This is a genomic window from Streptomyces sp. NPDC037100, from assembly GCF_055606225.1.
This window is the reverse complement of sequence record NZ_JBVJSX010000004.1, coordinates 509424-529090: the sequence shown is the minus strand read 5'-3', so window position 1 is coordinate 529090 and position 19667 is coordinate 509424. Positions and strand designations below refer to the sequence as shown.

The following is a 19667-nucleotide window of genomic DNA, read 5'->3' as shown; positions in this document are numbered from 1 at the left end:
AGGACCATCGGCGGACATCCGCGGTCGCGTGAGGGGTACCGGGGAGATACATGTGCGCAACCTGACAAAGTTTGCGTTCGGTAGACGCACGTGAAAACGCAGAAACTCCCACTCAATTGTTCAGGTTTGCCTGTGACTTGAGTCACAAGGGGCAGGAATTGTTGACCCTGTGTACCGAGTGAGCAGCGCGCTGTGATTCAGTGGCGGGGAAGCTGCCAGGGCGATACGCCGACGAGAACCCTTGAATCGCTGCGAGTACTCGGGGGGAGGGCGAGCATGGAGACCGAGTCGGAGCCCTACGTCCGTCTTGCGTCCCTGCGACAACTGCACCAGGTCATGGCCGACATGAACACGGCCCGCAGCCTGGCGGACACACTGCAGACCGTCGCGGAGGGCGTCGTGGCGGCCCTCGGGTACGAGCTGGCGTGCGTGAACCTCGTACGGCCGGACGGCGACCTCGTCGTCGCCGCCTTCGCCGGGAACCCCGCCGCCGAGGCCCTCATCACCGGCCGTGTCGGCTCACGCGAGTCGTGGGAGCGTCGCCTCGGTATGGGCGAGCACTGGGGCGACCTGGTGTTCATACCGCACACCGAGGGCTGGGTCCTCGACGACGACGACGTCCCGCAGTGGTACACCGACGGCCCCGCCCCCCGCTTCGAGGACGAGTGGCACCCGGCCGACCGCCTCTTCGCGCCCATGTACGCGCCCGCCCCGAAGGGCAGCGGTACGTGCGGCGAGCTGATCGGCGTGCTCTCCGTGGACCGGCCGCGCAACGGCCGCCGGCCCGGGGCCTGGGGCCGCGAGGCGCTCCAGATGTACGCCTTCCAGGCCGCCATCGCGATCAGCAACGCCCGGCTGCGCGCCAACATGCAGCGCGCCCTGGTCCGGCTGGAGCGCGAGCAGCAGGCCCTGCGGGCGAGCGAGGAAAGCTTCAGGCAGGCCTTCGAGTACGCACCCTCCGGCATGGCCATCGCCGAGATGGGCGGCGACCAGCACGGCCGGATCCTGCGCACCAACGACGCGCTGTGCCGGCTGCTGGGCCGCCCCGCCTCCGCGATGCGCCGCTACTCCTTCTCCGACCTGGTCCACCCCGAGGACATAGGCACCCTGCTGCGCACCTCGGCGGAGGGCGGACGCGCGGAGCTCCGCCTCGGCCGCCGGGACGGCACATACGTGTGGGTGTCGCTGCGCAACAGCGTCGTCGCGGACGCCGCCGACGGGCCCCGCTTCCTCCTCACCCACGTCGAGGACATCGAGGAGCGCAAGCGCCGCGAGCTCCAGCTCGCCCACCGCGCCTCGCACGACTCGCTCACCGGCCTGCCGAACTCCGCGGAGCTGCGCTCCCGGCTGTCCGCCCGGCTCTGTCAACGCGCGTCATCCCCGCACACCGCCGTGGAGTCCGTCGACGCGGCCTACGGCCATCCCGCCTTCGACGTGGTCGGGCCCGGCTTCGACTTCCGGCAGGGCGCCGAGCCGTACGACGCCTACGACCACCATGTGCACACCGTCGCCCCGGACGGGAGCCACGACGACGGCACCAAGGGCCTCGCCGTGCTCTTCTGCGACCTCGACGGCTTCAAGTCGATCAACGACCGGTTCGGGCACAACGCGGGTGACGCGGTTCTCATCGAGGTGGCCCGGCGGCTGAGCAACGGCGTCCGCGACGGCGACACGGTCGCCCGGCTCGGTGGTGACGAATTCGTCATCCTCGCCGACGGGCTCGGCCGCGCCGACGCGCAGGACCTCGCGGTCCGCCTCCGCAACGAGATCATCCAGCCCATCCGCGCCGAGGGCCGGGCCGTACGGGTCGGTGCCAGCTTCGGCATCGGATGGGCACACTGTGGAATGACGGCGGACGAAGTGTTGAAATCCGCTGACGAGCGGATGTACGTCGAGAAACGATCTCGTCCCAAACAGCACAGACGCGCCGGGTGAAGCCCTGGTCAGCGAGTTGATGCGGTCTGAGTCACCCGTTTGGGTCTCTGGGAGCGGGTAGGCTCGCTAACTCACCCGTGTACCGCATGCACCGCACCTGACTGAGGAGACCAAGGGATGACGCCCGGCAACAACGGCGCGAGCACGCCCGAGGACGACGACCCGTTCGGCTATCTCTACGCCGACGGGCAGGCCAACGGAGCCCAGCCGCCGTCCGGGGGCTACGGCTACCCGAACTCGGTCAACCGGGTCAGGGCGGTCGGCACCCGTCCCTACGGTCAGCAGCAGGCCGGTCAGACCGCGCCCTACGGTCAGGTCCCCCAGCAGACTGCCCAGAGCCACGGCCGGCCGAACGCGCACTACGCGGCGCCGGAGACGCTGCCGGGCGGTGCGCAGACCGCGCAGCAGCAGATGCCGGCCGGCGGCGGTGGCGGCCGGGGCGGCCGCGGCCCGAACCACAAGGGCCTGCTGATCGGGGCGATCGCGGTGGTCGCCGCGGTCGTCATCGGCATAGGTGTGGCCATGCTGGGCGGTGACAAGGACAAGGACGACGCGTCCGACGAGGTGGGCACGAAGCCGACCCAGTCCCAGGACGCGAAGCCGAGCCCTTCGGCCAGCAAGGGTGGTGGAGCGGCCAAGCAGGATCTCCCGAAGACCGACGCGAAGGCGCTGCGGCTCAGCCCCGGCATGACGACGGCGTCGGACTTCAAGGGCGCGAAGGCCGAGGGCGGGGTCTATGTGACGGGCTTCAACCAGGTCGGTGCCAAGGTGACCTGGACGGTCGACGGTATCGAGAAGGCCGGCGACTACCGGCTGTATGCCCGCTACAGCATCCCTGGTGTCGACGCCAATGCGACGCTGCTGGTGAACGGTAAGGCGAACACCCAGCCCATGGGCCTGAAGAACTTCATCAACTCACCGAAGGGCGACTGGGAAAAGGGCTGGCAGACTTCCTGGGCTCCGGTCACCCTGGCCAAGGGCACCAACACGATCGAGCTTGCGTGCAACGAGGGCAACCAGTGTGACGCAATCCTCGACAAGCTCTGGGTGCAGTAGGGCTCAAACGGCGGAACGGTCCGCCGGTACATCGGCGGACCGTCCCTGTGAGGCTCGGGCTACGCGGCACTAACCTCCGTAGACCCCGATCCCGGTGACGGTGCCATGGGTGTCGTCCGAGTAGGTGTGCGGCTTCAGAGTGACCAGCTTGGTGCCGACTCCGCAGCCGGTCCCCGGGGTGATGTGCCAGAACTCGATGCGGTAAGACGTCTGGTTCGAGACGGACCGAGCGGTTTTGAAGGTATCGCATCCGGGTGTTACAGACAGGACGGTCCTGGTCCCAGTCCTGTTCTTCCCCGACCATCCGCAAACCTTCCCTTGCGGGCAGGTCTTGGGATCAGCAGCCGCAGCCGGGGTGGCGAAAACACCGGACAGCAACGCGCCGACGACAGCCCCCGTCATCAGGCTTTTCTTGAGCATGCTCATGTGAGGTTCCCCTTGCATCTTCCCGTGCTGGTCATGCACGGAACAAGCGATCATCTAATCATCCGGAGGAGATGAGATGAGGGGGAGGGGCGGTTCTCGGCCAGCCTGCCTGGCAGGCACACTCGGCGAGAGTGTGCGGCTCTCACGCCGCCGAAGCTGCGCTGGTCACCGTCACGCGTGTCAGCAACTCCTCGTACACCCCCCGGTCGAACTCCCCGGCCGCCGGTGCCCGCACCGTCGCCGCCGCCAGAGCGGTCGCCCGGGTCAGGCGGTCCGGCCAGGGGAGGTGTTCCGCCAGGCCCGAGATCAGGCCCGCCACCACCGCGTCGCCCGCGCCTGTCGGGTTGCCTCGTAGTGAGGTCGGCGGGACGGCTCGCCAGCGGCCTTCTCGGGTGACGGCCAGGAGACCCTCCGGGCCGAGGGACGCCACGACCGCGCCCGCGCCCCGGCGGCGGGCGTCCTGGGTGGCACGCAGCGGCTCGTGGGAGCCGGTCAGTTCCGCCAGTTCGTCGGCGTTCGGCTTGATGATGTCCGGGCGGGCCGCGACGCCCCGGCGCAGTGGCTCGCCGCTGGTGTCCAGGAGGACCGGCACCGCGAAGGAGCGGGCCGTGCGGACCAGGCCCGCGTACGCGCCCACCGGGACACCCGGCGGCAGGCTGCCGCACAGAGCCACCGCGGAGGCGGACGGGAGCAGGTCCGCGTAGGCCTGCTGGAAGGCCGACCACTCGGCGGGGGTGACCGTCGGGCCGGGTTCGTTCAGCTGGGTCGTGTCGCCGGTCCGTTCGTCGACCACGGCGATGGTGCGGCGGGTCGCCCCGGAGAGCGGGACCAGCGCGTCCACCACCCCCGGTACCGCCGCGAGCTTCTCCCGCACGACCCGGCCCGTCGCCCCGCCCGTGAATCCCGTCACCGTCACCTCGTGCCCGAGGGCCGCGAGCACCCGGGCCACGTTGACCCCCTTGCCGCCGGGGCGTTCCGTCACCTCGGAGACGCGGTGGGAGGCGTGCGGCCTCAGGGACCGCACGCGGTAGGTGATGTCGAGAGCGGTGTTCAGTGTGACCGTGAGGATCACCCGGGCCGACCTCCCCCGATGCGCTTGCCGACGTGAACGTGCAGGTAGCCCGATCATGCCAAAGAGACGGCGGCCGGCCCAGTCCAGGAGCCGGCCACCGTCTGCCGACTACGGGACGGATCAGCCCAGTTGGGGACCGACCACCCACTCGCCCCGGCGCATCACGCCCTTCAACTCGTACGCGGAGTCCAGGATCAGCAGGTCGGCGTATTTTCCGGGCTCCAGTGAGCCGATCGTGTCGGCCAGGCCGAGCAGCCGGGCCGGGTTGGCGCAGAGGGCCGTCACCGCGTCCTCGACGGAGAGGCCGTCGACGGTGACCGCCCGCTTGAAGGCGCGGTCCAGGGTGAGGGTCGACCCGGCGATCGTGCCGTCCTCCACCAGCCGGGCCACGCCGTCCGCGACCTCCACCTCCAGCGGGCCCAGCCAGTAGCGTCCGTCGCCGAAACCGGCCGCGTCCATCGCGTCCGTGATGAACGCGACCCGGTCCGCTCCCGCGTGGTGGAACGCCAGTCGCAGCGCGGCGGGGTGCAGGTGCGTGCCGTCGTTGATCAGCTCGACCGTGATCCGCTCGTCCTCCAGCAGCGCGGCGATCGGGCCGGGGGAGCGGTGGCCGAGCGGCGGCATCGCGTTGAAGAGGTGGGTGGCGACGGTGGCGCCCGCGTCGATGGCCTCCACCGTCTGCTCGTACGTGGCGTCCGTGTGGCCGATCGCCGCGATCACGCCGTGGTCGGCGAGCAGCCGTACGGAGTCCAGGCCGCCGGGGAGTTCGGTGGCCAGCGTGAGCATCCTGGCCTGGCCCCGGGCCGCGTCGATCAGCTTGCGGACGTCCGCGGGGTGCGGGTCGCGCAGGAGCGCCTCGGAGTGGGCGCCCTTGCGGCAGGGGGAGATGAAGGGGCCCTCGAAGTGGACACCGGCGATCTCGCCCTGCTCGGCGAGTTCGCTCAGCAGGCCCGCGCGGCGCGTGAGGAAGTCCATGTCGCCGGTGACGGTGGAGGCGACCAGGGTGGTCGTGCCGTGCAGGCGGTGGGTGTGGATGCCCTTGAGGATGTCGTCGACCGACCCGGAGGTGAAGGAGGCTCCGCCGCCGCCGTGGTTGTGGAGGTCGACGAAGCCGGGGATCACGTAGTGGTCTGTTACGTCGATGACCTGGGCGTTCTCCGGGGTGACCCGGGTGATGCGGGTGCCGTCCATGGCTACCTGGCCGTGTTCGACGGTTCCGGTCGGGAGGACCACTGTCGCGCCGGTGAGCACGGTGGGCGTCCCCGATGTAGCGGGGTGCGGGTGCGTCGTGGCTGGTCGCGCAGTTTCCCGCGCCCCTTGCGGCGATGCCATCAGGGCGTTACCTCCATGCGGTCGGTCGATGCCAGAAGGTCCCAGGCCAGCAGGCCCGCCCCCAGGCAACCGGCGCTGTCCCCCAGCGCCGCCGGGACGAGTGTCGGCTGTTTCTGGAAGGTGATGCGGCCGCGGATCGCTTCCCTGAGCGGCGTGAACAGGGTTTCCCCCGCCTCCGCCAAGCCGCCGCCGATGATCAAAGTGCGGGGGTCCAGCAACGTCAGAGCCGTGACCAGGCCGTCAGCGAGGGCGTCGACCGCCTGCTGCCAGACCGCCCGGGCCTTCGGGTCGCCGGAGTCCACCGCCTTCGCGCAGTCCGCCGCGTCCGCGCCCGGGTCGCCGGAGGCCGCGGCCCAGGCCTCGCTCACGGCCGCCGCCGACGCGAAGCGCTCCAGGCAGCCGGACTGGCCGCAGGGGCAGGGGGCCCCGCCGGGGCGCACGACGATGTGGCCGATCTCGCCCGCGAAGCCGTGCGCGCCCGCCTCGACCCGGCCGTCGACGCCGATGGCGCCCGCGATGCCGGTGCCCAGCGCCACGAACAGGAACCGGTCCGCGCCCCGGCCCGCGCCGACCCGGCCCTCGGCGAGGCCACCGGTGCGTACGTCGTGGCCGAGGGCTACGGGGACGTCCAGCCGCTGCGCCAGCAGGTCGCGCAGGGGGACGTCGCGCCAGCCGAGGTTGGCCGCGTAGGCGGCGACGCCCCGGGCCTCGTCGACGATGCCGGGGACGGCCACGCCGGCGGCGGACGCGGGCGTGCCGAAGTGCTCGGTGCCGTACGCGCGGAGCTCGGCGGCGAAGTCGAGGATGCCCGCGACGACGGCGTCCGGCCCCTGGGCGCGTCCGGTGGCCCGGCGGGCCCGGTGCAGCACCTCGCCCCCCGGCCCGGCCAGAGCGGCCTTCATTCCGGTGCCGCCCACGTCGAGGGCGATGACATGTCTCACGGGAACAGTGTGACCCGGGGACCCGCGAGAGGTCTAGTCCACTCACGTGGTGTAGACCTTGTTCCGGATATCGAAATGTTTCGGCGGCGGTGACGCCGGGGTTGGGGAAGAACAGCAGTGCAGCGGCGGATGGCAGGAACGATCGCGGTGGTGTCCGCACTGGGCATGACGGCGGGCCTCGGCGGCTGCGGCCTCACGGGCGGCTCGGACGGCGTGACCCTGAAACTGGTCGCCGCCGACTACGGCGACAGCGCGGCCAACAGCTCGAAGAAGTACTGGGACAAGCTCGCCGACGAGTACGAGGCCGACCACCCCGACGTCGAGATCGACGTCAGCGTCTACTCCTGGAACGACGTCGACCGCAAGGTCCGGGAGATGGTCGCCGCCGGTGACCCGCCGGACATGGCGCAGATCGGCGCGTACGCCGACTACGCGGCCAAGAACCAGCTCTACAAGGCCGACGACCTGCTCTCCATACCCGTGCAGGCCGACTTCGTCGGGCAGCTGGCCTCCGCGGGCCAGGTGAAGGGCGTGCAGTACGGGATGCCGTTCGCCGCCTCCACGCGCGTGCTCTTCTACAACAAGACCCTCTTCGCCAAGGCCGGCATCAGCCCGCCCGAGTCCTGGAGCGACCTGGCCGAGGACGCCGAGGCGCTCAAGGCGGAGGGTGTGAAGTACCCGTACGCGCTGCCCCTCGGCCCGGAGGAGGCGCAGGCCGAGACCATGCAGTGGATGCTCAGCGGCGGGGGCGGCTACACCGACAGCGTCGACGGCTACGCCATCGACTCCCCGGAGAACATCGACACCTTCTCCTGGCTGAAGGAGGACCTGGTCGGCAAGGACCTGACCGGGCCGGTCGCGCCGGGCGAGCTCAATCGGGCCGCGGCGTTCGCCGCTTTCGCCAAGGGCGAGGTCGGCATGCTCGACGGCCATCCGTCACTGATGAAGATCGCCGCCAAGGGCGGCGTCAAGTACGGGATGGTGCCCACGCCGGGCCACGAGGGCCCGAGCAGGTCCACGCTCGGGGTCTCCGACTGGATGACGGCGTTCCGCAAGAACGGCCACCGCGACCAGGTGGGCGACTTCCTCGACTTCGTCTACAGCGAGAAGAACGTGCTGGACTTCTCCCGCGAGTACGACCTGCTGCCGGTCACCTCCTCCGCGTCCGGCACCATGGCCGCATCCGAGGAGGACCGGCACCTCAGGCCGTTCCTGGAGGAGCTGTTGTCCTCCGAGCTCTACCCGGTCGGCAAGACCTCCTGGGCCGACGTCAGTTCCCAGGTCAAGCAGCGCATCGGCAAGGCCGTCGCGCCCGGTGGCAGCCCCTCGGGCGTCCTCGGCAACCTCCAGGCGGCGGCGACCCGGGCAGACAGCGCGGAGTAGCTCCGCTGTCGGTGGCAGGCGTTACGGTGCCGGGCATGGACGAGGACACGGGTGGGCAGGGGCTCGGGCGCAGGGAGCGGGACATCCTCGCGCTCGAACGCCGCAGCTTCTCCGGGCCCGGTGTGAAGGAACGGGCCATACGGGAGGAGCTGGGGCTCGCGCCTGTGCGTTACTACCAGCTTCTCAACGCGCTGTTGGACGATGCGCGGGCGCTTGCGCATGATCCGGTGACGGTGAATCGGCTGCGGCGTGTCCGGGAGCGGCGTCGGTCGGAGCGCTGAGGACCGTGGGGCTTCCGGGTGTCGCGGGCTGCGGGTGCGTTGTGGCTGGTCGCGCAGTTCCCCGCGCCCCTGAGGGGGCGCGTTCAGCCGAGCCGGTTCGCGAGTGCTGCCAGCAGGCCCACGACACCCTCCGGGCCGTCGACCACCAGGTCCGCCCGTTCTCGTAGTTCCGTCACCTCGTCGCTGCCGCTGCACACCAGCAGGCCCGGGGTGCCGTCCGCGCGCAGGGCGTCCACGGCGGCGTACGCGGGCAGGTCGCCCAGGTCGTCACCGCCGTAGAGGACGGAGCCGGCGTCGATCTCCCGGGCGAACTCGGTGAGGGCGACGCCCTTGTCCATGCCCGGTGGGCGCAGTTCGAGGACCATGCGGCCGGGCTCGACGATCAGGCCGTGCCGGGTCGCCAGGTCGGTGAGCGGCTCGCGCAGGGCCTCGAAGGCGGCCTGCGGGTCCGCGGCCCGGCGGGTGTGCACGGCCACCGCCCGGCCCTTGTCCTCCACCCAGGTCCCGCTCCCTTCGAGCAGCCCGGGCAGCTCGGCGCGGACCGCGTCGACACCGGGGTGCGGGTCGGGTGCGGTGATCTTGCCGCTGCGGGCGTCCCAGCGCTCGGCGCCGTAGTGGCCGAGGACGACGAGGTGCTCGAGACCCGGGGCGTCCGCGAAACCGCCGTTGCGCACCGCGACCTCGGCGGGCCGGCCGGTGATCACCGCCACGGCGGCCACCTTCGGCGCGAGCGCGGCCAGCGCGGGGAGTGCCTCGGGGTGAGCCCGGGCCCGCTCCGGATCGGCCACGATCGGCGCGAGCGTCCCGTCGAAGTCAAGGGCGATCAGTGCCTTGCCGGGGCGCGCGAGGAGGGCGGCGAGCCCCTCCTGCCCGTCCCGTGTGACGGGTGTGGGCAGGGGCTCGGCGCCGGGAGCGTCCGGCCGGCCCGGCCCGCCCGGCCGGGTCGTGGCACCGCGCCCGGCCGGCCCGGCCGGCTCGTCCTGCCGCTGCCGCTCGGGCCGGCCGGGAGCGTCCGGCCCGCCCGGCCCGCCCGGCCGGGTCGTGGCACCGCCCTCGGCCGGCCCGACCGGCTCGTCCTGCCGCTGCCGCTGCCGTTCGGCCGGCGAGTCGTGCGTGGCGCCCCCGCCCGTCTGGCTGCTCATCCGCCCTCGCCCCGCAACGCTTCCAGCTGGTCCAGGAACCACTGGGCCGGTGGCAGGGCCGTCGCCGCCGCGGCCAGGTGCTTGGTGCGTTCGGCGCGTTCCTCCGGGCGCATCGACAGCGCCTCGTGCAGGGCCGTCGCCGTGCCCGTCACGTCGTAGGGGTTCACCGTGATCGCGTCCTCGCCCAGCTCCTCGTGGGCCCCGGCCTCCCGCGACAGCACCAGCGCGCAGCCGGTGTCGGAGACGACCGGGACCTCCTTGGCGACGAGGTTCATGCCGTCGCGGATGGGGTTCACGAGGGCCACGTCGGCCAGCCGGTAGGCGGCCAGCGAGCGGGCGAAGTCGTCCTTGACGTGCAGTACGACCGGCTTCCAGCCCGGCGTGCCGTACTCGGCGTTGATCTCGTCCGCGTGCCGCTGCACCTCGGCCGTGTAGTCCCGGTACACCGCGAGGTCCTGCCGGGAGGGGTAGGCGAAGGCGACGTGCACCACGCGCTCGCGCCACTCGGGGTGGTCGTCGAGCAGCTGACGGTACGCCAGCAGGCCGCGCACGATGTTCTTCGACAGCTCGGTGCGGTCGACCCGGACGATGGTGCGGCGGGCGCCGCCGTCCGGAGCAGGGCCGATCTCCTCCCGCAGCGCCGCCAGCCGCTCGGCGACGTCGGCCTCGTGGGCGCGGGCGCGCAGGAAGTCGGCGTCGGCGCCCAGGCCGTGCACGCCGATCCACGTGGTGCGCTGCGGGGGACGCCCGGTCGGCGTGTGCTCGACGGACTTCGGTGCGCCGCTCGGCCACGACGGGAAGATCCGCTCGCTGTCCGTGGCGCCGGCGCACGCCATGAACGCCTGCGCCCAGCGCCAGGTGAGGAACCCCAGCCGGTCCGCGCCCAGCATCCCCCACACCAGCTGCGCGCGGATGTCGTCCGGCAGCATCGCGAAGTACTCCGCCGGCGCCCACGGTGTGTGCGAGAAGTGCCCGATCCGGACGTCGGGGCGCAGCTCACGGAGCAGGCCGGGCACCAGGCACAGGTGGTAGTCCTGCACCACCACCGCCGCGCCCCGCGCCGCCTCCTCGGCCAGCGCCTCGGCGAACGCCCGGTTGTACGCCTCGTAGGACGCCCACTGCCGCCGGAACTCCGCGTCGAAGACGGGCTCCAGCGGCGTCTGGTAGAGCATGTGGTGCACGAACCACAGGACCGAGTTGGCGATGCCGTTGTACGCGTCGGCGTGCACGTCGGCCGGGATGTCCAGCATCCGCACGCCGTCCTCGCCGACTCCGCGCCTCACCGCCTCCCGGTCGCCGTCGGAGAGCGCCGAGCACACCCACAGCGTGTCCGCGTCCGAGCCGATCGCCGAGAGCCCGGAGACCAGCCCGCCGCCGCCCCGCTTGGCGTCCAGCGAACCGTCCTCGCCCACCGTGTACGAGACCGGGCCACGGTTGGAGGCCACCAGCACCTGTGCAGCACCGTACGTTGAAGCCATAGACCTCAACCTAGCCCGGCCCGGAAACGCTCAAACGTGCGGATCTTCCGGGTCCGGCCGAAAACGGTCCCGGTCAGGCCGCTCTCCGCGCCTGGTACTCGGCGATCTCCACCATCGGCGGACGCTCCTCGGTGTCCACGGAGTACGTTCGCGGCTCGAAGCCGTCCGCACCCCGTTCGAACTGCGTCAGGGACGGCCGGATCAGATGCCCGCGCGCCAGCCGCAGCTGGGCCGTGCGGTAGATCGCGGCGGCCATCCGGCCCAGCGCCTGCCCGTCCTGGTGCCGGTGCTTGCGCACCCCCACGTCCACCTGGGCGAGGGCGTCCAGGCCCACCAGGTGCAGGGCGTCCACCAGCATGCCCAGCTCCACGCCGTAGCCGACCGGGAACGGCAGCTGCTCCAGCAGCGAGCGGCGGGCCGCGTACTCGCCGCCGAGCGGCTGCACGAAGCCGGCCAGCTGCGGCCAGTGCATGTTGAGCAGCGGGCGCGCCATCAGCTCGGTGACCCGGCCGCCCTGCCCGGCTGTGCCGGCGAGGGGGCGGTCGTACATGGCCTTCACCAGGTCCACGTCCGGGTCCGTGAGCAGCGGGCCCACGATCCCCGAGACGAAGTCGGACGAGAAGTCCCTGAGGTCCGCGTCGATGAAGCAGACGATGTCCCCGCGGGTGACGTGCAGCGAACGCCACAGCACCTCGCCCTTACCGGGCACGGCCGGTAGACGCGGGAGGATCTCGTCCCGGTGCACCACCCGCGCGCCCGCGGTGGCGGCCACCTCGGACGTACGGTCGGTCGATCCCGAGTCGACGACGACCAGCTCGTCGACGAGCGGGACCTGCCGCATCAGGTCGTGACGGATGACGGCGGCTATGTCGCCGACCGTCGCCTCCTCGTTGAGCGCGGGCAGCACGACGGTGACCGTCTGGCCCGTTCGCTGCTTGGCGGCGAGGATCTGGTGGAGCGGGCGATCGTTCGCTGACCAGGAACGGGTGCTCAGCCAGCGCTCGACTTCTTCCAGCACCGTGGCGGCTCCTCTGCGTACTCTCGGCGGGACGGACCGTGATCCATCTCGCGGTTCGGACGACTATCTCAACTGTCCTGGTCGTCGGTTACAGTCTTGAACAAGGCGGATGACCATCGCATGTCCGGGGTCACCCGCCGTCTACAACCACATACAGCTCATCCAGAGGGGCAGAGGGAAACGGCCCGTTGAAGCCCCGGCAACCCTCCAGTCGGTTCTCGTAGGTCACTGGCGACCACACGCGCGAGGCTCCCGGCTCGGGAAGGTGCCAAATCCGTCTCACGGCGAGATGCGTCGTGAGGAAGATGAGGAGAAAGGGCCTCGCCTCACATGGCTGCGCAGACTGTTGCAAGCACCACCGAATCCACCGTAGACCTCGGCCCCGCCGCCGCGCTGAGCTGCCGCGAGTGCGGTCACCGCGTGCCCCTCGGCCCGGTCTTCGCGTGCGAGGAGTGTTTCGGCCCGCTGGAGATCGCCTACGACTTCTCGGCCTACGACACCGAAGAGCTCCGCAAGCGCATCGAAGCGGGACCCGCGAACATCTGGCGCTACGCCCCGCTGCTGCCCGTCCCGGCCGACGTGGCGGACAAGCCGAACATCAACCCGGGCTGGACCGCGCTCGTCAAGGCCGACAACCTCGCGCGCGAGCTCGGTGTCGACGCCGGCAAGCTGTTCGTGAAGGACGACTCCGGCAACCCGACGCACTCCTTCAAGGACCGCGTCGTCGCCCAGGCCCTGGAGGCCGCCCGCGCCTTCGGCTTCACCACGCTCTCCTGCTCCTCCACCGGCAACCTCGCCGGCGCCGTGGGTGCCGCCGCGGCCCGCGCCGGATTCCGCTCCTGCGTGTTCATCCCGCACGACCTGGAGCAGGGCAAGGTCGTCATGGCCGCGATCTACGGCGGCGAGCTCGTCGGCATCGAGGGCAACTACGACGACGTGAACCGCTTCTGCTCCGAGCTGATCGGCGACCCGGCCGGTGAGGGCTGGGGCTTCGTCAACGTCAACCTGCGGCCGTACTACGCGGAGGGTTCCAAGACCCTGGCGTACGAGATCTGTGAGCAGCTCGGCTGGCAGCTGCCGGACCAGCTCGTGGTGCCGATCGCCTCCGGCTCGCAGCTCACGAAGATCGACAAGGGTCTGCAGGAGCTGATCAAGCTCGGTCTGGTCGAGGACAAGCCGTACAAGATCTTCGGTGCGCAGGCGCTCGGCTGTTCGCCGGTGTCCACGGCGTTCAAGGCCGGGCACGACGTGGTGCGCCCGCAGAAGCCGGACACCATCGCCAAGTCGCTGGCGATCGGCAATCCGGCGGACGGGCCGTACGTGCTGGACATCGCGCGGCGGACCGGTGGGGCGGTGGAGGACGTCGACGACGAGCAGGTCGTCGACGCGATCAAGATCCTTGCGCGGACCGAGGGGATCTTCGCGGAGACCGCCGGTGGGGTGACCGTGGGTGTCACCAAGAAGCTGATCGAGAGCGGGGTGCTGGATCCGTCGAAGACGACGGTGGTGCTCAACACCGGGGATGGCCTCAAGACGCTGGACGCGGTGGCGGGCACGGGTCTGACAGCGACCATTCGCCCCAACCTCGAGTCGTTCCGTGAGGCCGGGCTCGTCTGAGAGTCGTTGTTCGCTGCGGGCCGGTGGGGGCTGGTCGCGCCCACGCGGCGGAGCCGCAGATCGACACAGCCCCGCGCCCCTATGCGCGCGGCCCAGCCGTAGCTTCAATCGAAACCGGAGGTTTTGAAGTCATGAGCGTCACCGTCCGCATCCCCACCATCCTGCGTACCTACACCGGTGGGCAGGCCGAGGTCGCCGCCGAAGGGGCGAACCTCGGTGAGGTCATCGCCGATCTGGAGAAGAACCACACCGGGATCGCCGCCCGGGTGCTGGACGATCAGGGCAAGCTGCGGCGGTTCGTCAACGTCTACGTCAACGACGACGACGTGCGGTTCGAGCAGGGTCTTGAGACGGCGACGCCGGACGGTGCCGGTGTGTCGATCATTCCCGCCGTCGCCGGCGGCTGAACCGGTCGACCGGCTTGATTGTTACCTTCGGTAACGAAGGTAACTGAGAGTTTATCGAATTGCCCCCTCCGTGAGAGAAGCGGAGGGGGCAATTCTGTGTGGTTGAGCGGGGTACAGTTGGGGAACGCGGTCCTGATCCTCTGATCGGAACCCTGAATTCCTGCTCCGAGCCCGACAAGATGTAGCCAAAGTGTGTATGTCTTTTGAGGCTTTTGTTCCCTTTGCGTGGTCCGACTTGCCCTGAATTCGGGCGAATTCTCCCCACATTCCGGACCCTGCGCGTCCAGAATTCTCGTCCGATTGACCTGTTGCAGACGGCAGTTGGACAGATACATTCAGCCGCGGTCGACGCGTTCCGGCGCACGCCCCCAACCGTGGGGGGTGAGGTCTGACCCGGGTCCGCGAAGTGTGGATCTGTGCAAGGGCCAGTAATAGGGGAGTTAGGCATGGCTCAGGGCACCGTCAAGTGGTTCAACGCGGAGAAGGGGTACGGCTTCATCGCGGTCGACGGTGGTGCGGATGTTTTCGTCCACTACAGCGCGATCCAGATGGACGGCTACCGCACCCTTGAAGAGGGCCAGCGGGTCGAGTTCGAGATCTCGCAGGGTCAGAAGGGACCGCAGGCCGACATGGTTCGCGTCTCTGCCTGAACGCGCACCACGACCAACGCTCAAGCGACCGGTCTTCTCAGAAGGGCCCGTACCCCCCGGGGTGCGGGCCCTTCGGCCTGTTCGAAAGCCCTGCCGGACGGTGTTCGCGGGCGGCTGACGACCCCGCCCGATCCCTGGCAGGAGCTTGCACTCGCAGGGGTCGAGTGCTAATCATTGCGTTAGCACTCTGAAGGTGAGAGTGACAACGTAAGGACCGGGTCGGTGAGGCCCGCAGGCCAGGTGGGGAAGGAACCCACGAGGCAAGCGAGCCGTCCGTCGCGGGCGCGGGCGCGGTCCGAAGTAATCACCCCCAGTCCTGGAGGGACCACTTCACATGGCCAAGATCATCGCGTTCGACGAGGAGGCGCGGCGCGGCCTCGAGCGCGGCATGAACCAGCTCGCGGACGCCGTGAAGGTGACGCTCGGCCCCAAGGGCCGCAACGTCGTCCTCGAGAAGAAGTGGGGCGCGCCCACGATCACCAACGATGGTGTCTCCATCGCCAAGGAGATCGAGCTCGAGGACCCGTACGAGAAGATCGGCGCCGAGCTGGTCAAGGAAGTCGCCAAGAAGACGGACGACGTCGCCGGTGACGGTACGACCACCGCGACCGTGCTCGCCCAGGCCCTGGTCAAGGAAGGCCTGCGCAACGTAGCCGCCGGCGCCAACCCGATGGCCCTCAAGCGCGGTATCGAGAAGGCCGTCGAGGCCGTCTCCGCCGCCCTGCTGGAGCAGGCGAAGGACGTCGAGACCAAGGAGCAGATCGCCTCCACGGCCTCCATCTCCGCCGCCGACACCCAGATCGGCGAGCTCATCGCCGAGGCCATGGACAAGGTCGGCAAGGAAGGCGTCATCACCGTCGAGGAGTCCCAGACCTTCGGTCTGGAGCTGGAGCTCACCGAGGGTATGCGCTTCGACAAGGGCTACATCTCGGCGTACTTCGCGACCGACATGGAGCGTATGGAGGCCGTCCTCGACGACCCGTACATCCTGATCGCGAACTCCAAGATCTCGAACGTCAAGGACCTGCTCCCGCTCCTGGAGAAGGTCATGCAGTCGGGCAAGCCGCTGCTGATCATTGCCGAGGACGTCGAGGGCGAGGCCCTGTCGACGCTGGTCGTGAACAAGATCCGCGGCACCTTCAAGTCCGTCGCCGTCAAGGCCCCGGGCTTCGGCGACCGCCGCAAGGCGATGCTGCAGGACATCGGCATCCTCACCGGCGGCGAGGTGATCTCCGAGGAGGTCGGCCTCAAGCTGGAGAACGCCACGATCGACCTGCTGGGCAAGGCCCGCAAGGTCGTCATCACCAAGGACGAGACCACCATCGTCGACGGTGCCGGCTCCGCCGACCAGGTCGCCGGCCGGGTCAACCAGATCCGCGCCGAGATCGAGAACAGCGACTCGGACTACGACCGCGAGAAGCTGCAGGAGCGCCTGGCGAAGCTCGCCGGCGGTGTCGCGGTCATCAAGGCCGGTGCCGCCACCGAGGTGGAGCTCAAGGAGCGCAAGCACCGCATCGAGGACGCCGTGCGCAACGCCAAGGCGGCCGTCGAGGAGGGCATCGTCGCCGGTGGTGGCGTGGCCCTGCTGCAGGCCTCCCAGGTCTTCGAGAAGCTGGAGCTCGACGGTGACGAGGCGACCGGCGCCAACGCCGTGAAGCTCGCGCTGGAGGCCCCGCTGAAGCAGATCGCCGTCAACGGTGGTCTCGAGGGCGGCGTCGTCGTGGAGAAGGTCCGCAACCTCACCGTCGGCCACGGCCTGAACGCCGCGACCGGTGAGTACGTCGACATGATCGCCGAGGGCATCATCGACCCGGCGAAGGTGACCCGCTCTGCCCTGCAGAACGCCGCCTCCATCGCCGCGCTGTTCCTCACCACCGAGGCCGTCATCGCCGACAAGCCGGAGAAGGCCGCCGCGCCCGCCGGTGGCGGCATGCCGGGCGGTGACATGGACTTCTGATCGACCCAAGGGTTGATCAACGTCCTTACCGAGGGCGGCACCTCCTGTTCCGACAGGAGGTGCCGCCCTCGGGCGTGTGCGGGATCACAGTGGGGGCGGGATGGCGGGGCCGGACCGGGTGGTTGAACACTAGGTCCTATGCGTGTGCACATACTGATCGGCATGTGCGCACTGTCCGGTATCCCGAGGAGCCCCCCGTGACCGACGCCGCCTCCCGCGCCGCCGAAATCCTGTCCCGGCCCGTATCGCTGGGCGGCCTGACCGTTCCGAACCGGATCGTGATGGCACCGATGACCCGCATGTTCTCCCCGGGCGGCGTGCCCGGCGAGGACGTCGTGTCGTACTACGCGCGCCGCGCCGCCGCCGGAGTCGGCCTGATCGTCACCGAGGGCACGTACGTCGGCCACGAGTCGGCCGGGCAGAGCGACAGCGTGCCGCGTTTCCACGGCGACGAGCAGCTCGCGGGCTGGGCGAAGGTCGCCGAGGCGGTGCACGCCGCGGGCGGCACGATCGTGCCGCAGCTGTGGCACATCGGCATGGTCCGCAACCAGGGCGAGCCCCCGTTCGCCGACGCCCCGGCCGTCGGCCCCTCCGGCCTGCGCATCGGCGCGACGGAGCCCACCGGCAAGGCCATGACGCAGGCCGACATCGACGCCGTCATCGGCGCGTTCGCCGAGGCCGCGGCCGCCGCCGAGCGCATCGGCTTCGACGGTGTCGAACTGCACGGCGCCCACGGCTACCTGCTCGACCAGTTCCTCTGGGAGGGCACCAACCGCCGCACCGACGCCTACGGCGGCGACCGCGTCGCCCGCGCCAAGCTCTCGGAGGAGATCGTCGCGGCCGTCCGCGAGACCGTCTCCGCCGACTTCCCCGTCATCTTCCGCTTCTCCCAGTGGAAGCAGGAGGCCTACCGCGCCCGTCTCGCCGAGACGCCGGAGGAGCTGGAGTCCATCCTCGCGCCGCTGGCCGCCGCCGGTGTCGACGCCTTCCACGCCTCCACCCGCCGCTACTGGGTCCCCGAGTTCGACGACTCGGACCTGAACCTGGCCGGCTGGACCAAGAAGCTCACCGGCAAGCCCACCATCACCGTCGGCTCGGTCGGCCTGGACGGCGGCGACTTCCTCAAGTCCTTCCAGGGCCACGGAGCCGAGGTCGGCGACCTCGACAACCTCCTCGACCGCTTCGAGCGCGACGAGTTCGACATGGTCGCCATCGGCCGCGCCCTGCTCCAGGACCCCCAGTGGGCCCGGAAGGTGCTCGACGGCCGCTTCGAGGAGCTGGCCCCGTACGACCCGGCGGCGCTGAAGACCCTCAGCTGACCCCCCCCTCCGAACGGGGTGCCTGGATCTGCTTGCGTCAGTCAAGGAGACTGACCGGACGCCTGTGCACCGGCACCCCGTGAGGAGACCCGCAGATGACGACGACCGACTCCCGCCCCTCGCCGGGCGGCCCTTCCGAGCAGCCCGGCCCGGTGGTGCGCACCACCGCCGGCGCGGTACGCGGACGGCAGGAGGAGGGACTCGCCGTCTTCCGCGGCATCCCCTTCGCAGCGCCCCCGGTGGGCGAGGCCCGCTTCCAGGCCCCGCGCCCCGCAGAGACCTGGGACGGCATACGCGACGCGTACGCCTTCGGCCCGCCGCCCCCGCAGGACCTCGGCCTGATGGGCGGCCCGGCCATGATCGACGTGCCCCAGGGAGACGACTGGCTCACGGTCAACGTCTGGACCCCCGACCCCGATCCGGCGGCCCACCGCCCGGTGATGGTGTGGATCTACGGCGGCGCCTACAAGCTCGGCCACGCCGGCAGCCCGGGCTACGACGCCCGGCACATCGCGACCGACGGCGATGTGGTCGTCGTGTCCCTCAACTACCGCGTCGGCATGGAGGGCTTCGCCCACATCGAGGGAGCCCCCGCCAACCGCGGACTGCTCGACCAGGTGGCCGCCCTGGAATGGGTGCGGGACAACATCGAGTCCTTCGGCGGCGACCCCGGCCAGGTCACGGTCTTCGGCGAATCGGCCGGCGCCGGTTCGGTGGCCTCGCTGCTCTCCATGCCGCGTGCGGCCGGTCTGTTCCGGCGGGCGATAGCCCAGAGCGTGCCGGGGACGTTCTTCTCCGAGGCCCTGGCCCGCGACATCGGTACGGCCCTCGCCGCCGAGCTGGGCCTGCGTCCCACGGTCGCCGACCTGTCGACGATCGCCCCGCGCGAGCTGACTGCGGCGGGCGAGACGCTCGGCCCGAAGATGCCCCAGCACCTCGACCGCTGGGGCCAGGCGGCACCCACGGTCACACCGTTCTCGCCGGTGGTCGACGGCGAGGTACTGCCGACGAGCCCGTGGCAGGCGCTGAGGTCGGGTTCCGCGAAGGACGTCGAGCTGCTCGTCGGTCACAACCGCGACGAATACCGCCTGTTCATCGCCATGGCGGGCCAGCTCGGGCAGATCCCGGACGAGCGGGCGGCCTCGGCACTGCGCCTGTTCGCCCCCGGCCCCGACGGCGAACAGGCCTACCGCGCGGCCTTCCCCGACGCCTCCCCGTCCGAGCTCTACGAACGCGTCCAGACGGACTGGCTGTTCGGCATGCCCTCCCTGCACCTGGCCGAGGCCCAGCGCGCGGGCGGCGGACGCGCCCACGTCTACGAACTGACCTGGCCGGCCCCGGGCAACGGCGGCGCGCTCGGCGCCTGCCACGCGCTGGACATTCCGCTGCTGTTCGGCACGTACGGGGCGGACCTGGGGCTGCTGGTGTTCGCCGGCACGGAGCCGTCCTCAGAGGCGCTGTCGCTGTCGTCCCGTTTCCGTGCGTCCTGGACCTCCTTCGCGCGGTCGGGCGACCCGGGCTGGCCGGCGTACGACGACGAGCGGCGGCTGGTGCAGGTGCTGGACGCGGAGCCGGAGGTGCGGGCGTACCCGGAGGAGGCGTCGCGGCGGCTGTGGGAGGGGTACGAGTTCCTGCCCCTGCCGCTGCTGTAGG

General features: G+C 70.6%; 17 protein-coding genes and 1 riboswitch. Of the genes, 10 read left to right on the top strand and 7 right to left on the bottom strand.

Features of this window, described 5'->3' with window-relative positions:
- The first annotated feature begins 276 nt into the window (after window positions 1-276).
- The gene (gene cdgB, locus ACZ7EG_RS16640) at window positions 277-1935 is read left to right on the top strand and encodes a diguanylate cyclase CdgB (RefSeq protein WP_471078377.1); all 1659 of its coding nucleotides are present in this window, start codon (window positions 277-279) and stop codon (window positions 1933-1935) included.
- A gap of 117 nt (window positions 1936-2052) precedes the next feature.
- Entirely contained in the window at window positions 2053-2991 is a 939-nt protein-coding gene (locus ACZ7EG_RS16635) for a CBM35 domain-containing protein (RefSeq protein ID WP_471078374.1), read from the top strand.
- A 69-nt stretch (window positions 2992-3060) separates the two neighbouring features.
- Here ACZ7EG_RS16635 and ACZ7EG_RS16630 read toward each other — a convergent pair whose 3' ends face one another.
- From ACZ7EG_RS16630 to ACZ7EG_RS16615, 4 genes are all read right to left on the bottom strand, one after another.
- A complete protein-coding gene (locus tag ACZ7EG_RS16630; RefSeq protein ID WP_471078371.1) occupies window positions 3061-3417 on the bottom strand; it encodes a peptidase inhibitor family I36 protein in 357 nt (118 codons plus the stop codon).
- A gap of 142 nt (window positions 3418-3559) precedes the next feature.
- Complete coding sequence (locus ACZ7EG_RS16625) at window positions 3560-4489, bottom strand: 1-phosphofructokinase family hexose kinase (protein WP_471078368.1); 930 nt, start codon at window positions 4487-4489, stop codon at window positions 3560-3562.
- Between the two features lie 120 nt (window positions 4490-4609).
- Window positions 4610-5740 carry an N-acetylglucosamine-6-phosphate deacetylase gene (gene nagA / locus ACZ7EG_RS16620; RefSeq protein ID WP_471078365.1) on the bottom strand — a complete coding sequence of 377 codons (1131 nt, stop codon included), beginning with the start codon at window positions 5738-5740 and terminating at the stop codon, window positions 4610-4612.
- 80 nt (window positions 5741-5820) lie between these two features.
- A complete protein-coding gene (locus tag ACZ7EG_RS16615; RefSeq protein ID WP_471078362.1) occupies window positions 5821-6762 on the bottom strand; it encodes an ROK family protein in 942 nt (313 codons plus the stop codon).
- Between the two features lie 129 nt (window positions 6763-6891).
- On the opposite strand from ACZ7EG_RS16615, the gene ACZ7EG_RS16610 reads away from it, so the two are divergent.
- Both ACZ7EG_RS16610 and ACZ7EG_RS16605 read left to right on the top strand, forming a co-directional pair.
- Window positions 6892-8145 (top strand): ABC transporter substrate-binding protein, encoded by a 1254-nt coding sequence (locus ACZ7EG_RS16610; protein ID WP_471078359.1) that lies wholly within the window; start codon window positions 6892-6894, stop codon window positions 8143-8145.
- A 35-nt stretch (window positions 8146-8180) separates the two neighbouring features.
- Window positions 8181-8426, top strand: a complete 246-nt coding sequence (locus ACZ7EG_RS16605) for a DUF3263 domain-containing protein (protein ID WP_471078356.1) — start codon at window positions 8181-8183, stop codon at window positions 8424-8426.
- An 83-nt stretch (window positions 8427-8509) separates the two neighbouring features.
- Here the strand turns inward: ACZ7EG_RS16605 and otsB are convergent, their stop codons facing one another.
- The 3 genes from otsB to ACZ7EG_RS16590 all read right to left on the bottom strand — a co-directional run bounded on the left by otsB (window position 8510) and on the right by ACZ7EG_RS16590 (window position 12064).
- Window positions 8510-9322 carry a trehalose-phosphatase gene (gene otsB / locus ACZ7EG_RS16600; protein WP_471078828.1) on the bottom strand — a complete coding sequence of 271 codons (813 nt, stop codon included), beginning with the start codon at window positions 9320-9322 and terminating at the stop codon, window positions 8510-8512.
- Between the two features lie 242 nt (window positions 9323-9564).
- Entirely contained in the window at window positions 9565-11046 is a 1482-nt protein-coding gene (locus ACZ7EG_RS16595) for an alpha,alpha-trehalose-phosphate synthase (UDP-forming) (RefSeq protein WP_471078353.1), read from the bottom strand.
- Window positions 11047-11119: 73 nt separating this feature from the next.
- Complete coding sequence (locus tag ACZ7EG_RS16590) at window positions 11120-12064, bottom strand: glucosyl-3-phosphoglycerate synthase (protein ID WP_471078350.1); 945 nt, start codon at window positions 12062-12064, stop codon at window positions 11120-11122.
- 155 nt (window positions 12065-12219) lie between these two features.
- Window positions 12220-12376: riboswitch (SAM riboswitch) on the top strand.
- An 18-nt stretch (window positions 12377-12394) separates the two neighbouring features.
- Between ACZ7EG_RS16590 and thrC the strand changes: the two genes are divergently transcribed.
- From thrC to ACZ7EG_RS16560, 6 genes are all read left to right on the top strand, one after another.
- On the top strand, window positions 12395-13681 hold the full coding sequence (gene thrC / locus ACZ7EG_RS16585) for a threonine synthase (protein WP_471078347.1): 1287 nt from the start codon (window positions 12395-12397) through the stop codon (window positions 13679-13681).
- A gap of 131 nt (window positions 13682-13812) precedes the next feature.
- Window positions 13813-14088, top strand: a complete 276-nt coding sequence (locus tag ACZ7EG_RS16580) for a MoaD/ThiS family protein (protein WP_003991133.1) — start codon at window positions 13813-13815, stop codon at window positions 14086-14088.
- Between the two features lie 446 nt (window positions 14089-14534).
- Window positions 14535-14738: a cold-shock protein gene (locus ACZ7EG_RS16575; protein WP_010035953.1), complete on the top strand. Its 204-nt coding sequence runs from the start codon at window positions 14535-14537 to the stop codon at window positions 14736-14738.
- 334 nt (window positions 14739-15072) lie between these two features.
- Window positions 15073-16695 (top strand): chaperonin GroEL, encoded by a 1623-nt coding sequence (gene groL / locus ACZ7EG_RS16570; protein ID WP_471078344.1) that lies wholly within the window; start codon window positions 15073-15075, stop codon window positions 16693-16695.
- Window positions 16696-16892: 197 nt separating this feature from the next.
- Window positions 16893-18014 (top strand): NADH:flavin oxidoreductase, encoded by a 1122-nt coding sequence (locus ACZ7EG_RS16565; RefSeq protein WP_471078341.1) that lies wholly within the window; start codon window positions 16893-16895, stop codon window positions 18012-18014.
- A gap of 95 nt (window positions 18015-18109) precedes the next feature.
- Window positions 18110-19666, top strand: coding sequence for a carboxylesterase/lipase family protein (locus tag ACZ7EG_RS16560; RefSeq protein ID WP_471078338.1), 1557 nt, complete (start codon window positions 18110-18112; stop codon window positions 19664-19666).
- Window position 19667: the final 1 nt, after the last annotated feature.

Excerpts from the sequence above, each read along its gene's own strand:
- ACZ7EG_RS16560 (WP_471078338.1), top strand. The coding sequence starts at position 18,110 with ATGACGACGACCGACTCCCGCCCCTCGCCGGGCGGCCCTTCCGAGCAG.
- groL (WP_471078344.1), top strand. The coding sequence starts at position 15,073 with ATGGCCAAGATCATCGCGTTCGACGAGGAGGCGCGGCGCGGCCTCGAG.
- ACZ7EG_RS16605 (WP_471078356.1), top strand. The coding sequence starts at position 8,181 with ATGGACGAGGACACGGGTGGGCAGGGGCTCGGGCGCAGGGAGCGGGAC.
- ACZ7EG_RS16575 (WP_010035953.1), top strand. The coding sequence starts at position 14,535 with ATGGCTCAGGGCACCGTCAAGTGGTTCAACGCGGAGAAGGGGTACGGC.
- ACZ7EG_RS16610 (WP_471078359.1), top strand. The coding sequence starts at position 6,892 with ATGGCAGGAACGATCGCGGTGGTGTCCGCACTGGGCATGACGGCGGGC.
- ACZ7EG_RS16630 (WP_471078371.1), bottom strand. The coding sequence starts at position 3,417 with ATGAGCATGCTCAAGAAAAGCCTGATGACGGGGGCTGTCGTCGGCGCG.
- thrC (WP_471078347.1), top strand. The coding sequence starts at position 12,395 with ATGGCTGCGCAGACTGTTGCAAGCACCACCGAATCCACCGTAGACCTC.
- ACZ7EG_RS16635 (WP_471078374.1), top strand. The coding sequence starts at position 2,053 with ATGACGCCCGGCAACAACGGCGCGAGCACGCCCGAGGACGACGACCCG.
- ACZ7EG_RS16580 (WP_003991133.1), top strand. The coding sequence starts at position 13,813 with ATGAGCGTCACCGTCCGCATCCCCACCATCCTGCGTACCTACACCGGT.
- ACZ7EG_RS16595 (WP_471078353.1), bottom strand. The coding sequence starts at position 11,046 with ATGGCTTCAACGTACGGTGCTGCACAGGTGCTGGTGGCCTCCAACCGT.
- cdgB (WP_471078377.1), top strand. The coding sequence starts at position 277 with ATGGAGACCGAGTCGGAGCCCTACGTCCGTCTTGCGTCCCTGCGACAA.